Origin of the sequence: Seonamhaeicola sp. (genome assembly GCF_028281565.1) — a bacterium.
GTDB lineage: Bacteria > Bacteroidota > Bacteroidia > Flavobacteriales > Flavobacteriaceae > Seonamhaeicola.
Genome location: NZ_JANQJQ010000043.1, coordinates 350,205 through 372,679, shown reverse-complemented (window position 1 = coordinate 372,679; position 22,475 = coordinate 350,205). Strand labels below are relative to the sequence as shown.

Annotated in this window: 15 protein-coding genes; 1 reads left to right on the top strand and 14 read right to left on the bottom strand. The window is 38.0% G+C overall.

Going from position 1 to position 22,475, the window contains the following annotated elements:
• Positions 1–110: 110 nt before the first annotated feature.
• The 14 genes from Q0983_RS18725 to Q0983_RS18660 form a co-directional block, all read right to left on the bottom strand.
• Entirely contained in the window at positions 111–1,844 is a 1,734-nt protein-coding gene (locus Q0983_RS18725) for a RagB/SusD family nutrient uptake outer membrane protein (RefSeq protein ID WP_299556489.1), read from the bottom strand.
• 14 nt (positions 1,845–1,858) lie between these two features.
• Positions 1,859–5,107 carry a TonB-dependent receptor gene (locus Q0983_RS18720; RefSeq protein ID WP_299556487.1) on the bottom strand — a complete coding sequence of 1,083 codons (3,249 nt, stop codon included), beginning with the start codon at positions 5,105–5,107 and terminating at the stop codon, positions 1,859–1,861.
• 349 nt (positions 5,108–5,456) lie between these two features.
• Complete coding sequence (locus tag Q0983_RS18715; RefSeq protein ID WP_299556485.1) at positions 5,457–7,442, bottom strand: beta-L-arabinofuranosidase domain-containing protein; 1,986 nt, start codon at positions 7,440–7,442, stop codon at positions 5,457–5,459.
• Positions 7,443–7,495: 53 nt separating this feature from the next.
• Complete coding sequence (locus tag Q0983_RS18710; RefSeq protein ID WP_299556483.1) at positions 7,496–8,917, bottom strand: sulfatase; 1,422 nt, start codon at positions 8,915–8,917, stop codon at positions 7,496–7,498.
• 208 nt (positions 8,918–9,125) lie between these two features.
• The gene (locus Q0983_RS18705) at positions 9,126–10,688 is read right to left on the bottom strand and encodes an MFS transporter (RefSeq protein WP_299556481.1); all 1,563 of its coding nucleotides are present in this window, start codon (positions 10,686–10,688) and stop codon (positions 9,126–9,128) included.
• A 46-nt stretch (positions 10,689–10,734) separates the two neighbouring features.
• Positions 10,735–11,499: an aldolase/citrate lyase family protein gene (locus Q0983_RS18700; RefSeq protein WP_299556479.1), complete on the bottom strand. Its 765-nt coding sequence runs from the start codon at positions 11,497–11,499 to the stop codon at positions 10,735–10,737.
• A gap of 3 nt (positions 11,500–11,502) precedes the next feature.
• Positions 11,503–12,957: an NAD-dependent succinate-semialdehyde dehydrogenase gene (locus Q0983_RS18695; protein WP_299556478.1), complete on the bottom strand. Its 1,455-nt coding sequence runs from the start codon at positions 12,955–12,957 to the stop codon at positions 11,503–11,505.
• A 14-nt stretch (positions 12,958–12,971) separates the two neighbouring features.
• Entirely contained in the window at positions 12,972–14,123 is a 1,152-nt protein-coding gene (locus Q0983_RS18690) for a mandelate racemase/muconate lactonizing enzyme family protein (protein WP_299556476.1), read from the bottom strand.
• A gap of 233 nt (positions 14,124–14,356) precedes the next feature.
• Complete coding sequence (locus Q0983_RS18685) at positions 14,357–15,820, bottom strand: sulfatase-like hydrolase/transferase (RefSeq protein WP_299556474.1); 1,464 nt, start codon at positions 15,818–15,820, stop codon at positions 14,357–14,359.
• 93 nt (positions 15,821–15,913) lie between these two features.
• Complete coding sequence (locus Q0983_RS18680; RefSeq protein ID WP_299556472.1) at positions 15,914–16,264, bottom strand: hypothetical protein; 351 nt, start codon at positions 16,262–16,264, stop codon at positions 15,914–15,916.
• 50 nt (positions 16,265–16,314) lie between these two features.
• Positions 16,315–17,331, bottom strand: coding sequence for a family 16 glycosylhydrolase (locus tag Q0983_RS18675; protein ID WP_299556470.1), 1,017 nt, complete (start codon positions 17,329–17,331; stop codon positions 16,315–16,317).
• Positions 17,331–18,344 carry a family 16 glycosylhydrolase gene (locus tag Q0983_RS18670; RefSeq protein WP_299556468.1) on the bottom strand — a complete coding sequence of 338 codons (1,014 nt, stop codon included), beginning with the start codon at positions 18,342–18,344 and terminating at the stop codon, positions 17,331–17,333. Before Q0983_RS18670 ends, Q0983_RS18675 begins: the two co-directional genes overlap by 1 nt.
• A gap of 128 nt (positions 18,345–18,472) precedes the next feature.
• Positions 18,473–19,807, bottom strand: coding sequence for a Na+/H+ antiporter NhaC family protein (locus Q0983_RS18665; protein ID WP_299556467.1), 1,335 nt, complete (start codon positions 19,805–19,807; stop codon positions 18,473–18,475).
• Positions 19,808–19,911: 104 nt separating this feature from the next.
• Positions 19,912–20,769, bottom strand: coding sequence for an AraC family transcriptional regulator (locus Q0983_RS18660; RefSeq protein WP_299556465.1), 858 nt, complete (start codon positions 20,767–20,769; stop codon positions 19,912–19,914).
• A gap of 405 nt (positions 20,770–21,174) precedes the next feature.
• Between Q0983_RS18660 and Q0983_RS18655 the strand changes: the two genes are divergently transcribed.
• The gene (locus Q0983_RS18655) at positions 21,175–22,221 is read left to right on the top strand and encodes a T9SS type A sorting domain-containing protein (protein WP_299556463.1); all 1,047 of its coding nucleotides are present in this window, start codon (positions 21,175–21,177) and stop codon (positions 22,219–22,221) included.
• Positions 22,222–22,475 lie beyond the last annotated feature (254 nt).

Sequence of the window (22,475 nt, the reverse complement as noted above, 5' to 3'; positions counted from 1 at the left end):
ATTTAAGATACCTCAATAATATCACATAAAAAAACTGGAGACTATGCCCCCAGTTTTCAAACTAAACTAAACAATATGATCTATGATCTACATGAATCCATGTCCATATTTTAATACCCGTCATTTTGTACAAGAGTAGACCTGTCTATTTCAGATTGCGGAATTGGCAAATAATACATTCTGCTGTCCGTCCATGGCCTTGTAGCAACTGTATATTCGGTAGAAGTCACTGATAAATCCGGATGCTTAGTCCATAAAAGGCCTATTATATCCATTCCCAAGTGCGGTTCGTTCATCCAGCGTCTTTCATCAAAGAAGTTATGTCCTTCAAATGCCAGTTCCACACGTCTTTCTCTTTTAATAGCTTCTAACAACTCAGTTCCACCAGCTGTAATATCCGGTTGTAACGCTCTGGAAGATACTTTATTCAAGTAAATACGTGCTTCGGCATCATTTCCTAATTCAGCCTGAGCTTCCGCATAATTTAGATAGATCTCAGCTAAACGATATAATATATAAGGACGTTTTGCAGATATACCAGTAATTGGAATACCTTCATCCTGAAATTTACGAATGTGGTACCCGGTTCTGGACCAATGCCTAAAATTACCAAAATCCAATGCTAAAGATTCCGAATCCGCTCCATCAAGAGCAGCATTTGGCGTATCAGCTGCTAGTGAATAGTCTATAGCACGCCCTCTAAACTCAGCTCCCTGGTAATTAATATTGGCATAAAATCGCATTTCTCTTCCGGTATAAGGGTCTAACGGATCATAGCCTGCATCGGAGGTAGTAGTTCCATCGGCCATATTATACTCCAGAACGTAATTGTGCGTTGGAGTAGACAATCCCCAGCCATCAAAACCTCTTGGTGATTGTGTTTTATCCCACAAGGTATTGGCATCTGTACCATAATCAAAAAGGGATCCTCCATAAGGCCTTACAAATATCATATCCTGGTTAGGTGTTAAGAACAAACTCTGATATGCCGTCGCACTGGGTGTTGTTATTAAATCACGTCCTCCTACCATATCGATAACCGCTTTTGCCGCATTGGCAGCGTCCTGCCATTTATTGGCATTAGAATAGGTATATAATTCCTTATTAGATGTTTGTGGTGCCAATGCCGGATCATGTAAATCACTGGCCGCATATAACAAGGTTCGAGACTTTACCGCCAGGGCAGCCATACTGGTAGCTCTGCCCAATTCTGCATCTGGCCTCGTTTCGGGTAAAAGTGCTGCCGCAGCATCTAACTCACTAACAATAAAATCTACACACTCTTCATAGGTATTTCTTGGAATGTCGAAGTCATCATCCAGTGCATAGGTTCTGGTCAATATAGGCACTCCTCCATAATACTTTAATAATTTTGTGTACAGGTTAGCACGTAAAAAGCGCATTTCTGCTATTAATTGGTTAACAGCATCCGGATCTTGTTCCATAGCCTGACTATCTTGTGCTAACTCCAAAAACAAATTGGCTTCTCTTACATAGGTCCATAATTGGCCCCATTTATTGTTAAAAAGACCGGCATTACCAGCTGTCCAGCCAGCTCTTTCTCGGGCTAAGTCCAAATTATTAAAGTTAAACTTAGCTTCAAATGACGCAATCTCTATGTTGAAACGTCTTCCCCACCAGTTCTGTTTATTCATTCCCCAGCTATCCGTACTGTTATATGTGGAAAGTAATAATAACTCTAACTGTTCAGGCGTACTAAGCACCAGGTCACTTGCAAAAGCACTGGTTACTTCAATTTCAATATCTTCATCACAACTGTTCACTGTAAAGAACAATAATAACGCAAACAGATATTCTAATTTTAAATTTTTTAAATTTTTCATGTTTTTCATAATTTTTAGAAACTAAAATTTAAACCTACCGTATACGTTTTTAAAGGTGTATAGGTTGCACTCCTGAAATCCCTATAACCGGTAGCTTCCGGATCCAGACCTAAATCATAGATATCAGAGAACATGGTTAATAAGTTAAAGCCTCTTGCAAACAATTTAAGATCGCCTATACCAATAACATCTTTTGATAAGGTATACCCTATTTCTACTTCTTTCAATCTTAAAAAAGACGCATCCTGATACCAAAGATCAGCACCCTCAAAACCTGCATTTTGTGATGCCGGTGCAATCGTCTGCTGGCTTATGGGTGCATTTTGAGCATCTCCAGGGCCAAAAGGTCTGGGAAACCCTGTATTAGTATTATTTGGTGTCCATCTGTTATTAAACATAAATTCCGGAATGGCTCCCGGAGATTCGGGAAAATAAACTAAAGTTTCTGCCTCAGCCTGCCCCTGTAACAAGAAATTGAAATTGAAGGCTTTATAGTTAAATCCGCCGTAGATACCATACTGAATTTGAGGAATATTTGAAGACCCTACTCTAATCAGATCTCCGGCATCTATAGCTCCACTACCATCACTATCAACATAATTAATATCTCCAGGTTGTGGATCTCCCCATTTCACAGGGGTTGCATCTATTTGAGCCTGATCTCTAAACGCTCCATTGGTTCTGTACATTACATAAGAATCTATTGGAAGTCCTTCTTGCTTAACAAGGTCTGAAATATTGCTTCCTTCTGGTAATGAGATGACCTCATTTTTAGCCTGAGAAAAGTTTGCTCCAATATTGTAACTGAAGTTTTCATTAAGCTGATCTGCCCAAGATAGTTCAAATTCCCATCCCCAGTTTTTAGTAGCCCCAATATTTTCATCAGGAATTTGAGATGGCTGTAATCCAATAAAAGCAGGCGTAGCTCCGGTTACCTGAATTAAAATATCATCTCTTTTTTGATAGAAATAGTTGACATCACCATTTAGTTTACCGTCAAATAAAGAGAAATTTAAACCCAGATTTTTCATGTCGGCTGTTTCCCAGGTCACAAGTGGGTTTTCAATTAATGCAAGCCTGTAGGTGTTAAAAGTAACACCCCCTGTACCCAAAGTATAGTAATTAGGGAACGGCGTATTTAAGTTAGTACTACCATAATCAAATTGTGACAGGTATTGATTAGGCCTAATACGGTCATTACCCATTTGAGACCAGGATGCTCTTAATTTTAAAGCGGTGATCCAGTCAATATTCTCCATAAAAGACTCCTTATTCAAGGCCCAGGACACGGCTACACTTGGAAACGTACCATATTGGTGACCAAGTCCAAAATTACTGGAACCATCACGACGGATAGTAAAATCTACAAAGTACTTCTTCTGGTAATCATAAGACAGCGATCCAAAATAATCTATTCTCGCAAACTCAGAGCTTTCACCAAGAGCTAATTGTCTTTCACTACTACCTTGAAACAACTCTCCCGTCTTTGGATCAGGGAATCCTCCAATTTTTTCAGCAAAGAATTCACGTGTATTTGAATTTAGCCTTTCGTTTCCTACAAAGGCGCTTACACTATGATCACCAAATGTATTTGAATAGTGTAAGCGAATGTTAAACAACTGTTCATCAAATTTCCAGAAACTTTCACGTAATATTCTATCGGTTCCTCTTTGATTTGAACCAATAGCCTCATCGTAATCCGTTCCATTAAACACATAATAGGTCCACGGTGTATACCAGCTCTTAGTATCAGTGTTTAACTTTCTAATACCTGCAAACCCTTTAATACTTAAACCTTCAACCAACTTATTTAAGTTCACATCTAAGGTGAATCTCCCCTGTAGGTTAGTACTTTTTGCATTAACAAAACCAGAGGCATTACTTGACGTCAATACCGGATTTCCTTCATCAGACCCCCTGGCCGGTAGCCCATTAGGATATCTACCAACCTGAATTGGCACTGTATTAAAAATTAACTTATAGATGTTATTACGATCCACCCCTGGCTGTTGATTGTTTCCAAATCTTCCGGAGACATCAACCCCAAGTTTTATATCCTCGGTAATGTTAATATCAATGTTTGAACGCAGTTGGTGTTGTTTAAACTTTAAATCTTTGGATCTATACATCCCTGTTTGATCCATGAAGTCGCCACTAACAAAATACTTCACATTATCAGTTCCTCCTGAAATTGATAAAGAGGTTCTGGATTCCGGAGATGAATCTGCCAGTGTTAAAGCTGCCCAGTCTGTATTTGGGTAATTCAATGGATCTGAGCCTGAAGCATATAAATCAATTTCCTGTTGCGTAAAAGGCAAATCGGTTATATTAGGATCATAACCGGCAATTTCATTTTGGTATGTTGCCCACTGCGCGGAAGACATTAAATTTGGCAGCCTGGTAAAACTGGAAACATTATAGGTTGTTGTTAAATTAATCTTTGGCTTCCCGGACTTACCTCTTTTAGTGGTAATTAAAATTACTCCATTTGCCGCACGTGATCCATATATTGCCGCGGCACCGTCTTTTAGTACTGTTAAAGAGGCTATATCCTGAGGGTTTAATTGAGAAAAAGACCCCTGTGGAATCCCGTCTATTAAAATTAACGGCGAGTTGTTTCCGGTAGTTGCTTTACCCCTGATTAATATAGTGGTAGCATCATCATTAGTATTGGCTCCGGCGCCATTGCCTTGCCCCGGATAACCACCCCTGTCACTAATGATTAAACCGGAAGCTCTACCGGCTAAAGATTTAGCAACATCCTTACTTGAGGTTTGTTCTATAGCTTCACTACTTATAGTACTAACAGAACCAGTAAGTTCGCCACGTTTCTTAGTTGAGTAACCTACTACTACTACTTCATCAAGTCCCGCTATATCCTCCTCCAGGGTTACATCTATTTTGGTGTTACCAGCTACTGCTACTTCTTTAGTTTTATAGCCTAAAAAAGAGAACACTAATGTAGCGTTACCATCTACGGCGAGTGTATAATTTCCGTCGAAATCAGTTTGTGTACCCTGAGTAGTACCTTTTACAACAATATTCACCCCGGGCAAAGGTCCTGAAGCATCAGAAACCGTCCCTGAAACCGTAGTTTGTTGTGCCAAAATAGTTTTTGTGTCATCATTAAAAGTATTTGCATTTGTTTGTAGAACAGTCATCGCAAATACACTTATTAGAAGTTTGAACTTTAAATCAAACTTTAAGGACATTAGTTGCCCTAAATAAGACATCAGTTGCCTTACATAAAAGTGATTTTTCATACTTTTGTTTTGAATTATTGGTTAAATTTTTATTTAATCATTAAACCTGACCGGGAAATGCTCCAACATTTTCCGGTTTTTTTATGTTTAATTAGTTTGCTTAGAGTTTTTTTAAGGTTTATGTCATAAAGGAATAAGTTTAGTTAATGTTGTTATGTTTAGTTGTTAATACATAAAATCGTCTTCCTATTTTTTAAAGACAGAAGTCCACAAGTCTTTAAAAAGATAATTTAGCAAGTCATCTATTACAAAATAACAGAAATATACTCTTGGATAAATAAAGAAATTTACCCTTAACTTGCTTAATATTATCTTTCTAGCTTTCTTATAAAAAATCAGTGGAGTTCCACTAATTCCAAACCACCGGCAAGAACACAGTCATTTCTGCCTGTCCCCGGTTACTCCACGCAAAGTAAGGTACCAATTGTGTCTTATAAGATTTTAAAACTGGCTTTGTAACCACCTGGTACATGTCATCATTTTTATCATCTCTCAAAAGTAATTCAGTATTTACAACGGTAACACCCCCTAAAAAATCTTTTTTATGTTCTGCTTCCAGAGGAGCGCCTCCATTGATATATACATCCAGAATTGAAACATCTTCTGGTAAATCCGGTGATTCCACGCAATATACTATAGGGCCTCTCTTAACAGCAATTTGGTTTCTTACCTCTTCAATTCGGTTATGCCCTTCAAGTCGCGTTATTTCCATTGGCATATCTAAAACTATAGTATCGCCTGCTTTCCATGTTCTGTTAATAACTGCAAATGTTCCTGGAACAACATCAACGCCGGCATCTTCTCCATTTACCTTCAAAGTACTACCAACGGCCCATTTAGGAATTCTTACTTTAATATCAAACGCTTCTGCTTTACACTCATCTACTGTAATTTTCACAACACCTTTCCAAGGATAATCAGTATCTTGAGTTAATTTTATTGCTGAACCATCTAATAAGTTAGTGTCTAAATTGTTTCCTCCAAATAATACTACTGCAACTCCGTTTTCAGATAATGTATAAGCCCACCCGGAACTTTTACAAATAGTTCTTACTAAGTTAGGAGGACAGCAGAAACACTCCAGGTAAGGTTGTCTGACCGGGCTTTCCGTTACGTCAGCATGCGCTTCATAATCCCTGGAATTATTTACCATTCTTAATGGATTAGAGTAGAAGTATTCCGTCCCATCAATACTTATTCCGGACAAACCACTATTGAATAATACCAACTCAATAATGTCTGCATAGCGAGATTCTTCTTTTAATGCCATCATTCTATTGCTGAACATGGCATTACAAAGGTTAGCACACGTTTCGTTGTAAGCAGTCATGTTAGGCATCATATAAGCGTCAATAAACCCTTCTTCAATCATATCCAAACTAGTAGATGCTCCATAGTGTGCCTGTCCTACAGCACCTGTAACATACATTTTTTTACCTGTTACATTTTCCCATAATCTATCTAAAGCCTCAATTAATGCTTTTTCTCCGGTCTCAGCATATACATCAGCAGCTCCTGCGTAGTAATATAATGCTAATACAGCGTGTCCTACAGCTTCCTTGGCTTCTTTTAAAGGCGTACGCTCTTGTACCATATCTCCAATAGGGTAACCTTCTGTAGTTGAGTCGTGCTCAATTTTGTATGTACCTCTACGGTTAATGAATTTTTCAGCTAATTTTAAATACTTTTCATCTCTAACAGTTCTATATAATTCAACCAATCCCATGATCTGCGTCTGGTTAAATCCAAAACGCTGATAGTGTTTTGTGTCTGGCATAAAGTAAACACACAACAGATCGGCTTGCTTAATCGCAATGTCTAAAAAGTTACGTTGGCCCGTTAAACGGTAATGCACACTTGCAGCAATAAACAAGTGGCCGTAATTATACATTTCGTGGTATTTCCTGTTAGAGAAACGCTCAGCACCTTCAGTAATTTGAATATGAGTATGTATGTATCCATCTTCTTCTTGAGCTTTTCCAATCCACCCAATGTACTCATCTAACTTCTTTAATAAAGTTTTATTTTTGGTTAAAGAATAGATATACATACAGGCTTCCATATACTTAAAGAAGTCGCCATCATGCCAATAAAAACCTTTGTGCTCTCCTTCTTTTTCTCCTGCTGCAATTTTAAAGTTGTTTAAACCATGTCCAACATCTCCACATAAAACATCTCCCATATAAGGCAACATGATTTGTGCAGCAGCATTTTCTTTATCTGCCCAAAAACCCGTGCTCCATCTACAGTCTCCAAAATCGATACTTTTTAGTTTTACGTAAGGACTGTCTACCGTATTAGTAATTGCTCTTGTATGCTTTTTTGCTGTACTCATATTTTCTTATTTATCTTTTTACGCTTTTTAATTGTATATATTTTTTTCTGATACTAATCGTACTTCTTCATATATTCTTTAACTAATTCAGGGTTCCTGAACCAATCCATCCGGTCTGTGTCATATTTTTCAAATTGCTGTTTAAGCGTCCATAAGGGACGTTCCAAAGTCAGCTCCCATTCAAATAGCTTTTTAAACATGCTTTTTAAACGCTCCGGATGTTTTGATGCCAGATCATTTTGTTCTGTTAAATCTTTAGATAAATCATATAATTCCGCCGGTCTATCTGCAAAACGAATGAGCTTCCAATCGTTATGTCTGTATACGGCACGCACATCCTTTTTCCAAAATAAATCTTCGTGTGGCCTTGCTTTATTGTCTCCGGTAATAAAGGGAATCAGATTAACACCATCTATATCTTTAAGGTCTGCCATATCTCCACCGGCAGCAGCATGAAATGTGGGCAATAAATCAAACGTACTAACCGGGTAATTGTATACGGTACCTGCTTTAAATTTACGAGGCCATTTGATTAAATAAGGCACTCTAAAACCCCCTTCCAGGTGATTGGATTTTGTCCCGCTTAACGGTAAATTCAATGAGGCATTTTTATCTGTAGGCCCGCCATTATCATTAGAAAAGACAACAATAGTATTGTCATCTAATCCCAATTCTTTTAGCTTATCCATAACTTTGCCACAGGCCCTGTCAAGTGCCCATGTCATTGCGGCTACTTCCTTGCGCTTCCCTTTTAAACTGGGGAACTTTTTTAAATCTTCCTCAGTAGCTTCCATTGGGGTATGTACCGCATTAAAAGCTAAATAAATGAAGAATGGTTTGTCCTTATTCCTTTCAATAAATGATACCGCTTCATCTGCAAAAACATCAGTCGCATAGCCATTTGGTTCTTCAAAATTTCCAAAATTCCGTTCCATTTTGTTATCATGATGAATTCCTTTGAAATATTTATACGGGAAATAACTTCTCCCGCCGCCTCTAAAACCATAAAACTCGTCAAAACCTCTATTTAAAGGATGAAAACGATCGGCATTACCCAAATGCCACTTACCATACATGGCATTGGTATACCCCAATGCTTTCAAATAATCTGCTATGGTGACCTGATCTAACGGAAGCCCCATGTCATCCCCCAAAAACTTGGAGTTTTCACTCATATAACCGGGCACATTAATTTCCTGATAGCCGAACCGTTGCTGATATTTCCCAGTCATTAACCCGGCTCTCGAAGGCCCACAAGTAGCATCGGTTACATAGCCTTGCGTAAACCGAACGCCCTGATCTGAAAGTTTATCCAAATTAGGTGTTTTCATCACTTTGCTTCCGTGAAACCCAAAATCGGCATATCCGGCATCATCAGAAAATAAGAATATAATGTTTGGCTTATCTTGTGCCTGGGTTTTAGACTGACAAGACATAAACAACAATAAAACGAAAAGGTAACTTAGTTTTTTCATGAATTTATCTATAAAAGTTCTAAATGGTCTTTTACCAAAAGTACCACTTCAATTCAGTGATAAAGATACATGCTATTGAATGGAAAAAACAAACGTGAAATATCCTGTTCCAAAACATATTTACCCTTATTAGACAAGTTTTGCACCCGGAAAAGATAATCCTGTACTTAAACCTATCTATTTTGAGCGTCTTTTGGAGCCCTGGAATTTATTTCTTTTGAAGTTTTAACTGAATCTCTTCAATACTTAAGCCTTTGGTTTCAACCAAATACTTGGACAAAATGATCATACCAACAAATACGGTAACGGCATAAAAGAGTAAGGTATTACTAATACCAAAACTAGATAACTGTGTTGGGAAGAAGGTTTGAATCAGCCAACTTGTAGTACTTGTTATTAAGGTAAAAAACGGAATGGCAATACCGCGAATGGAATTTGGAAATATTTCTGAGAATAGGACCCACATAACCGGACCGACCGAGAAATGGAATGCCGCAATAAAACTAAGGATCCCTATTAAAATCAAAATAGCATTAATTTTTGCCGATTTTTGAATTAATAAGCTTGAATACTCTCTGGCTTCTTCTTTACCTATAGATTCTATTAACGCCCTCTTTAGTTCAATATCACTGCCATACTCCACATCAATCATGCTGTTCAATCGTTCCGGGTTTTTAAACTCCGTCATTTCGGCAACTGCTTCTTTAGTAAGTGTATAAGTAGCCGACTTAAAACCGTAAAAAGCAATACCCAAACTTAAAACCACCCAAAGCATACCTCCTAAAATCATAGGTCTGCGTCCGAGTCTATCAACACAAATCAATCCTAAAACTGTAAAAATCAAACCGGTCAATCCTGTCCAGATAGCCTGTAAAAACGCCGCATCTTTCCCTAAACCGATTTGTTCAAAAACTGTAGGCGCGTAAAATAAAATAGCATTGATACCCGTTGTTTGCTGGGCAATAGCCAGTGTAAGGGCGATTATAAAAACAACTCTGAATTCTCTACTAAAGATCCCTTTAAATTGAGCCCAAATAGAACGGCTTTCAGTATCTTCCATACTTTCTTTCATCTCTTCAATATGCGCCTCAATTTTTTCTGCAGGCATCAACTTTAACAAGGTCTTTTTAGCCTCCTCTATCCTTCCTTTGAAAAACAACCAGGAAGGACTTTTAGGTACCATGAATAGCAATGCCAACCAAATTAATGCCGGAATAATTTCAGAGCCTAACATCCATCGCCATGTGTATTTATCAAACCCTAAACCAGATGCCCAATCGGGTGTTGTTGTGCCCCATTGCAATATGAGATAGTTAATAAAATAAGCGCCCGATAAACCAATGACTATATTAATTTGAATCATGGTAACTAACTTTCCTCTTAATCTTGGCGGGGCAATTTCACCGATATACATTGATGCCAATGAAATTGAGGTAAATGCCAAACCACCTAAAAACCTAAAGGATAACAAACTCCAATAGTCAGGTGCCAGAGTAGAGCCTACTGCAGATACCACGTAAAGTGCTGCCACTATTTGCAAGGTTCTCTTTCTACCCAATATATCACAAGAAAAACCGGCAAAAAGCAATGCCAAAAGTACGCCTGCTGCGGGTGCGCCAACTACCATACCCAGTTGAATATCATTTAATCCAAATTCCTGGGAAATAAAGTCGACCGTTCCGGAAATTAACGCTGCATCCAATCCAAAGACAAAGCCTCCCATGGCTACAATGGTTGAATAGAAATACGCTTTTCTTGTGTATGCACTCATAATAATATAGTTTAGAAAGTTTAGTTAGTTTTTTAAGTTGCTGCCACTAGTCATTCAATTGTGATGTAATAGCCTTAAAAGCATTCATCACGATCCCCACATCAACGGCATAGGAAATGTATTGAACCCCAATATCCCGCCACATTTTTGCTTTCTCGGGTGATTCTGTAAAAGTACCGACATACTTACCATATTTTTTGGCTATCTCAACAGCATCTTTCATAGCATTTACCACTTTAGGGTTATCCACTTCACCGGGAACACCGCAAGATTGCGACAGATCATAAGGCCCTAAGAAAATCACATCGATTCCATCAACCTTTACAATCTCTTCAAGGTTTCGGATGCCTTCCATGCCTTCAATGTGAATGATGGAAATGACCGAATCGTTAGCTTTACCAAAGTGATCCTGAGGTCCAATATTTGTATACTCTGCAGCACGGACATAACGACACATACCTCGTTCTCCTTTTGGATAAAACTTTAATGCTTTTACCAATTTGTCGGCATCTGCCCTGGTACATATTTGAGGCACCTGAATACATTTAACGCCAATATCCAGAACTCTTAATATTAAGGTTTCTGAATTTTCAGTAACTCTTACTACCGGCGTAATCCCTTTGGACTCTGCAGCTCTAACCATATTTTGGGCAGATTCTACACTGAAAGGTCCATGCTCCATATCAATAATTACAAAATCGAAACCGCTAAATGCCGCTATCTCGGCAATGGCCGGATCCTGAAGTTTACAAAAAGGGCCAAAAACCGTTTGACCCTTTTTAAGACTTTCTTGCAATAAATTTTTTGTCATTTTTTAAATTGCTGTTGATACTCGTTTTTTAACTAAATAATCTTCTAAAGCCAAATGTGAGCAGTCATGACCAATACCACTATTTTTGTAACCACCATGGGGCAGATAAATAGCATATTTCACACCATTGATTTGAATTTCACCAAATTCTAATTCTTCGGTAAATCGTTCAATTCTCTTGTGATTATTAGTAAAGATGTAAGATGCCAATCCAAATTCGGTATCATTTGCCAATTCCAACACTTCATCATCGCTTTCAAAAGGCATAATGCCTGCCACCGGCCCAAAGGTTTCCTGGGTGAACAGTTTCATCTCGGTAGTAATACCGGAAACCACTGTTGGCTCTATCCAATTTCCTGCCTCAGGAAATCCTTCCGGTATGTTCCCTCCGTATTCCAAAGTACCTCCCTTACTAATAGCATCTTCTACCAAATCAAACATTCTGTCTCTATCTTTTCTGCTCACTACCGGCCCCATAAACACCTCAGGATTTTCTTTTGTGCCAAATCCTAATTTTAATTCTGAAGCGCGCTTCGCATAAGCTTTTACGAATTTATCATAGATATTCTTATGAACAAAAATTCTATTAGCTGCGACACAAATTTGACCTGAATTTCCAAATTTCAAAGCAATAGCTAGGTCTAACGCCTTATCAAAATCGGCATCTTCAAATACAATGAATGGTGCATTGCCTCCTAATTCCATGCCGAATTTCTTAATAGAAGTGGTACTATCAGCTATTACTCTTAATCCTGTAGTAGTAGAGCCTATCATAGTTAATACAGCAGGAATGTTACTTGTTGTCATAGTGGTAGCCACTTCACTACTTGGCCCCGATAATATGTTTACAACACCCGCCGGAAAGTTAATACTATGCATAATCTCACCAACCATATATGACGATAAGGGTGATAAGGCGGATGGTTTTATTATTAAAGAGCACCCGGCCGCTAAAGCCGGCCCTATTTTATAGCCTACATTTAACAAGGGAAAGTTCCATGCCAAATAAGCCACGGCAACACCTGCCGGCTTAGAGATCATTTTATGGGTGTAGGTATTCTCATAATCCGGAATTTGTTCCTCGCGCAGGTTTTTCATCGCATTGGGGTACCACTCTAATGCCTCTGTAAGTCTATCAATATCTTCCTGAGATCCGGCATAGGTCTTACCCATTTCATGCACCATAGCGGTTCTTAATTCATGCTCTTTTTCAAGAATGGCATCACGTAGTTTCAGCATCCAATCGGTGCGCTCGGCTAACGATAATTTAGACCAATATTTAAAGCCTTTTTGGGCCGATTCTAATGCTTTCAACGCATCTTCTTTTCCTGCTCTGGCAACCTGAGCAATGACCTCACCAGTTGCAGGACAAATAACATCGTCTCTTTCTCCACTGACGGAATCAATTAATTGCCCGTCTATATATAGCTTTTTGTACCCGAAATTTTGAGTATTCATTTTAAGTTATCTTTTTAGATAATAATTTTTTTTGTTTTCTTTTCCGCGAAACTTTCCAGGACCTCTTCATCAACATCAATACCTAAACCGGGCCTGTCCGGTACGGCTATGTAGCCATCTTTCATTTCAATTGACGGAAATGTTAGTTTCTCTCTTAGTCCATTTTCAGTTTGGTCATATTCCATTAGGAAATCCGGTTGATACATTCTACCGGGGACTGATTCTATATTCGAAATAAAATGCAGTGCCACATGAATTCCAATAGATGTTCCCCAAGTATGTGGAATAATATCCACACCATTAGCGCTGGCTAATGCCGAAATACGTTTAGCCTCTGTTAAACCGCCACTGGCACAAATATCCGGTTGAATAATATCCACCGATTTATTTTTAATAAGCTGCTGGAAACCGAATCTTAAATATTCACATTCGCCACCGGAAATGGGAATGGTTGTTTTTTGTCTTAATTCACTGTATTGCTCATAAAACTCCGGAGACAATGGCTCTTCAAACCAACCAATATCGTATTGTTCTATTTTTCTGGCTAATTCCGTAGCTTCCCTTAAAGTATAAGCGTGATTGGAATCGACCATTAATTTGATATCGGGCCCAATAACACTTCGCATTTTCTTTACATTTTCCACATCGGCCTTAATACCTAATCCAACTTTCATTTTCATGGCTTTAAAGCCTTGAGATATGTATAATCTGGCTTCTTCTTCAAAGTCCCTTGAAGGATTCTTATGATCTGTAAAATATAATCCGGTAGCGTATGGCTGTACTTTATTTCTATGCGCTCCACCAAGCAGGGTAGAAACGGGCAAGCTTAAAATTTTTCCTTTTAAATCCCAAATAGCAATATCAATGGCACTCATGGATGCCACCAGGATACCTCTTCTTGCAAAGTCGAGGGTTTTACGGTACATTTTGTTCCAAATAACTTCATTCTCCAACGGATTCTCACCAACTACAAAAGGTTCTAAAAGTTTGATCCCTGCCTCCAAAACCGGCGCAGGCCCATAACCTTCTCCCCAACCATAAGTACCATCTTCCGCGGTAACTTTTACAACACATATACAACGTTCTGAGTATTCCCATTGTGAAAAGAAAAAACTCTTGGACAGTTTATCCTTTAAAATGAAAGTTTCTATTTTTTTAATAACCATTTTAATAATTATTTATGTTCCAGGTATTTAAAGTCTACAAACACCTCTTTAATTCAGATACTAAATTAAGCGATAAACACGCTTTAACAATCTCATAAATTACCCCAGAAATAACCAATATTACCATGTTTGAAGGTATCTGGACATAACAATTGTTGAAGATAAATAAAAAAGTACTAGCTTATCTCTACGCCAGTACTTTTTTCAGTATTATGCCCTTAAAACATAAGGTTTTACGGTAATTTAAAGGTTTTGTCAAACCTGGGCATGTTATCGGTTCGCCACTGTTCGCCTTCCTTTTCAATGTGAAACCAATAGGGTTGTATATGGCTTTCACTCCAAACTTTAGCTTCAGAGACCAGTTCTTTTAAAATTTCAGGATGCCTGCTACTCACGTCATTTTGCTCACCCAGATCTTTTTCAATTTGGAAGAGTTTCCATTTCTGTTGTTTTACTTTTAAGGCTTTCCATTCATTCTTTCTAACCGCTACATCACTAAAACCTTTTCTGTGGCGCATTATAAATAATGTTTCATCTTTTCTAGGGTTTTTCCCTTTTAAAAAATCGCTCCAAATATCTTTTCCGTCCAATTGTTTTCCTTCCGGAATTTTAGCATTTGCCAAACCGGCCAACGTTGGATACATATCCAAAGCCGATACCGGATGTTCAAATACTTTCCCTCCTGGCACTACATGGGGCCAATGAAAGAACATAGGCACACGGAAACCGCCTTCATAGGCACTTCCCTTTCCTTCTTTAAGCGGGTAATTATTGGCTCCGGTTACAACCTTTCCGCCGTTATCGCTGAAGAAAATAATCAAGGTATTATCATACTGCCCGGTTGCTTTTAGGGTCTCCACTATTTGGCCAACACCTCTATCCACAGCATACACCATAGCTGCATAAGTTCTTCGTTTTTTGTCTTGAATATGCTCAAACAGTTTTAAATCTTCTGCTTTGGCTTCCATTGGTGTATGCGGGGCATTGTATGACAAATACATAAAAAATGGCTTCTCTTTTGCTCCTGCTTCCCCAATAAAACGAATGGCTTCTCTTGATAAACCATCGGTAACGTATTCAGTTTCATCAACCTCTTTACCATTGTGTTCCAAAGGGCGCAGGTATTCCCAAATGAACTCCCTGCCGCTTTCCTTTTGTCTTTTATAGGCGGCTTTAAACTGCTCAGGGAAATAACTATGGCCACCTCCAAGGAATCCGTAAAAATCGTCAAAACCCCTGAAGTTGGGATGGTATTCTGTTTGGTACCCTAAATGCCATTTACCCATAACACCAGTATAATAACCGGATTGTTGCAATACTTTGCTAATAAAGGTTTCATTAACATCAATGCCTTTTGATTCGTCACCCTCCGTAGGCAAATTGAATTGCGAACCAATTTTATGGGCGTATCTCCCGGTCAATAAACTGGCACGACTTGGTCCACAAAACGGATGCGCTACATAGGCTTCGTTAAAGATAGTCCCGCTGTTAGCCAAAGCATCCAAATTAGGTGTCGTGATATCTCTTGAACCGTTAAAACCAACATCGGCATACCCCAGATCATCACATAAGATCAATAAGATATTTGGGCGTTCAAGCGTTTCAGCTTTTTCATCAGACACCTTTGGTTGCCCTTTACAACTCGCTATTGAAAATACCGATATACTAAGGACAAATAGCTTTATTAAACTTGACATAGCTTGCATCTTTTTATAAAAATCAATAATTAATTTAGTCAAAACATGCGATTTGGTTTCAATCAGATCACACCTTTAATTCCTTTTAAAAGCCTATTTGACGTTCTTTAGCTCCTCACGCATTCTTGCTAAGAATGGTTGAATATTATCGCTTCCGGTAACCTCTTTTAGATCTGCATTAAACTTTTGGTTATGTGCATTTATTTGAGTTTTCTTTTCCTCTTCTGTTATGGCACCACTTTTTGCTTTTTTTACTATTTCCATATATTCCAGAAAATAAGTGGTTCTAACTTTTGAAAGCGTTTTGGTCCGTTTTTTATCTAATTTAAACTCTTTTGCTGCGGCCTCTACAAAATAGTCAATCTTTTTTTGTTGCCATTGGTTCTGACCAAAAGTAACCAATGCAGTAAACAAGAATAATACTCCTAAAATGATACGTTTCATACTCTAATTTTTAAGGTTAAAATTTATTTTAGTTCAAGTTTTAATTTTAGTTATCGCTTTTGCCAAACACGAACGTATTCTATTTCAAAACCAACAACACCATCTTCTTTTTCGCCTTCAGGGCTATGCGTTTCCAATTCCGCTTTGCTTTTCGGTATATCATGCCAGGGAAAAATTTCCATATCTAACCAAATGCTTATGGGTCTTGTAGCTACATAGCCATTGTACTCCTCCGGTAAATTAAGATTCTTTCTGTTTTCTTTGACCCAGGCTGTTACTTCTTCAGCTGTTACTTCTGAGAACAACTTACCGTCAATATAGTACTTAACACCATGTTCACTCCACTCTATGCCCCAGACATGCCAATCGTCCGAAATTCTGAAACCCACATCTCTTTTCTCAGTATAAGATGGTTTTCCCGTCATGGGTTTTTCCCAATCTCTTATAGACCACCACAACTGGTTATCAAGGTGCTTTTTTTTAGGGTTTATCGTTCCGCCGTAAGTTTCAAAAAAGTCGAATTCTAATTTTTCTCCCATGGACCAAAACCCACTGGTTACGGGCGCGTCAGCTGCTTTACTTTTAATTTCAATGTAGCCGTATTTAAAGTATTTACGTCCTATAAAACAGGCTGTGGTGATGTTTTCATAGGGCATGGCCTCTCCAAAAACCGGCTTTCTTATTTCATCACTAAAAGGGAAGTCCGGTTCCCATTTTGTTTCTAAAATTAGTTTACCGTCTTCCAAACGATAGTTTCTTCCTGAAAACTGGGATGGTGCCCTACCTTTCCAAACCTTTTTGTAGGGTTTATCCGGGTGTTTATAAAATGGTTTCCCATCTTTAAACTTACCTACGATATACCATCTGTTCTCATCAATTTCATCAGTATCAAACTCATCACTCACTTCAGTATTTAAAACCCAACCACCTTTGTTTTCCGGATCGGTATGTGGAAACACCTGTTTTAGGGAAACATTTTGACTTTTACAGTTTAAGGTAATAGATACTATCACCAGTAACATCAAAACACATTTCTTTTTAGTTGTATTATTCATTCTTGTCGCCATTAAGATTTTTGCCAAACTCTAAGGTATTCAATTTCGAAATCAACAATACCATCGTCTTTTTTATCTGCCGGACTATTTAACTCCAAATCGGCTTTACTGTCCGGTACCCCATGCCAGGGAAAGGTTTCCTGATCAAACCAAAGCGCAATGGGTTTAGTCACCACAAAGTTTTCATTGGCGCCATTACCTCCATTACTGTTAGCAACATCGTCATAGGCATTTATGGTGGCTTTTGATGCGTATCTAAACAACTCACCGTCTATAAATATTTTGAGTCCGTTTGCATCCCACTCAAAGCCATACACATGAAAATCATCTGCTACTCTATACCCTAAGTCATGGTGCTCTGTGTAGGTTGTCCTGCCTTGCCCGGCAGATGTCCAGTCATGAATAGACCACCATAGCTCGCGGTCTCTCCAGGCTTTATTAGATTGTCTGTGGTCGCCAAACATTTCAAAGAAATCAAATTCGGTATTATTTCCCGTGGCCCAAAACGAACTGGTCACTTCAGCATCAGCCGCTTTACATTTTACTTCCATATAACCATACAGAAACTCTTTTTTGGTAATTACAGCTGCCGTTGTAATGTTCTCATAAGTTTCACCTGTGTTCGGGTGTGTGGTTGGTGAAAAATTATAATCCGGGTCCCAACGTGTTTCCAACTTTAACTTTCCATCTTCCAAGCGGACATTGTCCGTTGAAAACTGCGAAGGCGGCCTGCCTCTAAAGTTGGATTTGTACTCACCATTTCTTCCCTGAATAAGCCACTTGGTTTCGTCTAAAGCAGTGCCTTCAAACTCGTCGCTTAAATCGGTATTCAATACCCATTTCCCAATATTGGTTTGGTCAGACAACGGATAATCAGCAGTTGGTGTATTATCAACCGGATCCGGTTGTTCTGTTTCCTGTTCTACTTCATCATCTGAAGAAGCATTACTACCTGAACAACCTATCATGACTAATGTAAAACATGCATAAATAACCCAGGCACCTATTTTTCTTAATTCAATCATTTGAAGTGTTATAATCTTTACTACAAAACAATAGAAAAAAGACAGTAAATTATTTACCAAACTTACCCATAACATACATTATTTTACCAAGAGTAAATACCTAATAAAAAAGCTCTGGCTATTTTATCTTAAAACCCGAAAAAATGAAGTAAAAGCACACCAATCAATCCGGCAAAGCCCATAACCAAAGATTGCATTGTAAGTGTTTTATACAGGGCTTTTGGAGGCACTTCATGCAACCTGTTTAACAACCAAAACAAACTGGAATTAGCATGAACCACACAAAAAGAGCCACATCCAATTAAAGCTGCTACCATTTCCGGTGATACAGGTAGGCTATCAACCATAGGGGCTAACATAGAACCACTTCCCACCAAAGACACTGTGATTGAACCTGTTGAAACAGTTAAAATGGCTGCCACCACAAAAGGCAATAGAATCCCTAAAAACGGAAAGTTTGCAAAAACATCGACAATTTGGTTTTGAATACCGGTTTCTTTAATTACAAACCCTAATGCGCCGCCGGCTCCTGTGATCATGATCACCAATGCCGATTTTACTACAGCTTGCTCCACCAAAGTATTTAATTTTCCGGATCGTGGTTTTTCCAATTGAAAAAGTGCTATCACAGCTCCGATCAAAACCGCTATTAACGGAATTGTTATAAAGTTAAATACGGTAGCAAACAGGTTATTCCCTTCTAAATTAAGAAATGACCCCACCCCAATTAAAACTATGGGAACCACAATGGGCAACAAATCTAAAAGCACATTGCCGGAAACCGTTGTATCTTTTGAAACACCCGGTTCATCTATCCCGGATAACTCATTCTTTAATTTCTCATCATATTTAAGCCATGACTTTTTACAGTAGAAAATAACCCAGAGTACACCTCCAATCATGGCAAAAACACCTACAATGATATTTATCAGAAGCATTCTTCCCAGGTTTAAATTGAGTAATTCTGCCACAGCCAGTGGCCCGGGCGTTGGCGGAATTAATGTATGAGACACCATTAAACCCGCTACCAAAGCCAAACCAATATATAATACAGGCCTTTTACTTTTTACTGATAATGATTCCGTAACCGGTTGCAACAATATATAGGCCACGTCAACAAATACAGGAATGGAGACAATATAACCCGTAAACCCCATGGCCCAGGGTAACTTCTTTTTGCCCACTCCTTTAACAATGGTGTTTGCAATTCTAAAGGCACCGCCTGTATCCTGTAAAACCTCTCCAATAAAAGCTCCAATAATTATGATGATGGCTATGCCTTTAAGCGTACCGCTAAAGCCGCTTAAAACAACATCAACGGCTTCTTTCCCTCCCAGGCCAAAAGATAAAGCCAGGGCAATCGCAGTAAGTATTAATGCTATAAACGGATGTACTTTCCATTTTGAAATGGCAAAAATTAAAAAGAGGAGAAAAAATATTAAGATGGAAAGGTTTAAAAGCATATTCACAAAATAAACATGAAATCACTATTAAGTCATAACAAAAGTTACCCCTTAGTTATATTCATTTACCTGAACAGTACTATTTTGAATGACATACTAAAGCATTAAAGCTTATATCTATAAGATTTTGGAGTTTCTCCCATGATATGTTTGAACTGTTTATTAAAGTTTGGAATAGACTTATAACCAACTAAATAGCATATTTCTGATATGGGATAATTTTCCTGAACCAACATACGGGCTGCATTTCTGACACGGATCTCATTCAAAAATTCCGTAAACGATTTATTGGTCATCTTTTTAAAGAATCTACAAAACGAATTAGTGGTCATACATGCTATATCTGCGATGTCTCCTAACGAAATCGTGTTCATATAATTATCTGAAATATACTTGATAACATTATCCAACCTGTCCGGTGTTTCCGTAGAAAACTGACGCATATCGGTTGATGACAACTGTGTCTTATCATCTACTTGTGACAACTTGTAAAGAAAACTTAAAAGCCGTATGGATTGTTCCCCTTTGGAAAGGTCTGTAATCTCAAGAATCTCATCGTGCATTTCCCTGCTAACATTTTTTCCGAATAGCACACCATACTTGGACTCATCCAAAAGTTTATTTACATCTGCAAACTCAGGATTATCAAACGTACCTTCCCCCATAAAGTCCTTTGTAAACTTCATGACAATGGTTTTAACCTTCAAGTTCCCGCCTTCTTCATAATAAGCAGGATCATTGCGGTACAAATGCGGTAAATAGGACCCTACCAAAACCAATTCTCCGGGCGAAAAATGTGATACATTATCCCCTACAAATCTGATACCACTGCTCCTGGAAATATACAACAGTTCATACTCCGGATGATAATGCCATGCAGAATCCAAACAAGGTACCTCTTTCTTAACGATATTGATGCGCTTATTTATAAAACTCTCAGTGTTTTTTAAGACTAATTTCATCTCTTTTAATTTTATTGTTTTTCAACGGTCGGATGTAATTCGCCATTTAACATTTTCACGGATAATTCCACAAAGCTATTATGGCTCATTTCATGACTATAGTTTTTGATTACCACAAGAAACGCATAAAAATTACGAATTTATTATTCAAATTTACCCCTAAATAAGCATAAATTAACCTTTTTAAGGGTAAAATAGATTAACACGTGTCATTTTTACCTTTAAAACAATAAATAGCGTGATTTTTTAATCCAATGAATTGTTACACTTCTTCAATACAATTCATAATACTCTAATTACTAACAAGATAAATTAGATTAGGTATGAGGTAATTTACAAGAATACAAAACAGTCATTCTAAATTAACTTGCTGGCATATAAACTTTACTAATTAAAATATATATTATGAAAAAACTTTACTTTTTTATTTGCTGTGGATTACTAGCCATTTCCCTAAACGCACAAGAAACTATTTTTGACCCCGATTTTGAAGACGGTACTTATACCGGTGTTGGTGCTGTAGAAACAGATTTAGATGCCCATGCGGATTGGATTGCAGGTCATTTTGGAAATGCTAACACCTGGGTAGCCTTTACAACAGGAGGGGGCACAGGTATATCTGTAGTTCGTACTGGTGCTTATTTCACGTATACAATTGCAGACAAAGCTATAACAGGGTCAGATGGAGACATCATCACTATTAGAACTGTTATGGACTATGGTTTTGCCGGTCAATCATTTGGGACAACGGCTGGTGAAAACCTTATTTTTACAGGTCTTTTAGACAGAAACAATCCTGCATCAGGATCAGAAGGAAATGTACCAAACAGAGATGGTGTCATGGTTGTTAACAGAGCATCTATAAATGAAATAGCATTATCAAGTAATAATGGGGGGAGCAGCTTCTCAACTGAGCCATCATTGCCTACTTCAGAGTCAGGCAGCCATCTTTTTGAAGTTATTGTTGAATATACCATTGGAAACTCTGCTGCCACATCATCAAAAAAGGCGTATATAAATGATATTAACGGTACCAACGGGTCTTCAACATCATCGGTTGCAACAGAACTTGCAGCAAACGTTTATAACGCGCTTACCGGTTCCGGAGCTTATTTCTTTAACTGGGCATTAGCCTTTGGAACTGGCGATAGTAATCTTAGCCACTTACATCTAAGGAGTTTAACTATAACTAAAAACGCTCCTCTATTATCAACAAATAATAAAGATGCCTTTGAGTTTGCAATGTATCCAAACCCGGTAAGAGACATTTTACACATCAATACTTTGGAACCAATTAAAAAAGTAGAAGTATATGATTTATTAGGCAAATCTGTTCTTACCCAATACAATGTATTAGATCAGGTTGATGTGTCCTCATTAAATAAAGCTTTATATATAGTAAAATTAACTTCAGACAATGGAGTTTCGACCAAAAAATTCATAAAAGAATAAGTTTTTGGTTAATAGTTTTTGATTGCAAAACGCCTCTACTTAGAGGCGTTTTTTTTGCGTTTAAATTTAATGCTTTATTTATTTATTTGATCGAAGCAACAAAAGTCTTTTATGGTTGCTAGTTTCAAAAACCAGAATGAGCATATTTAAGGTCCTTAATCTATCTTGCCGGGAAAGTCTATCTCTCATGCATCGTTTTACAGACATGATAAATATGTAGTAACAGGTCTCAACCTTAGCTTATCTTGAGCGAT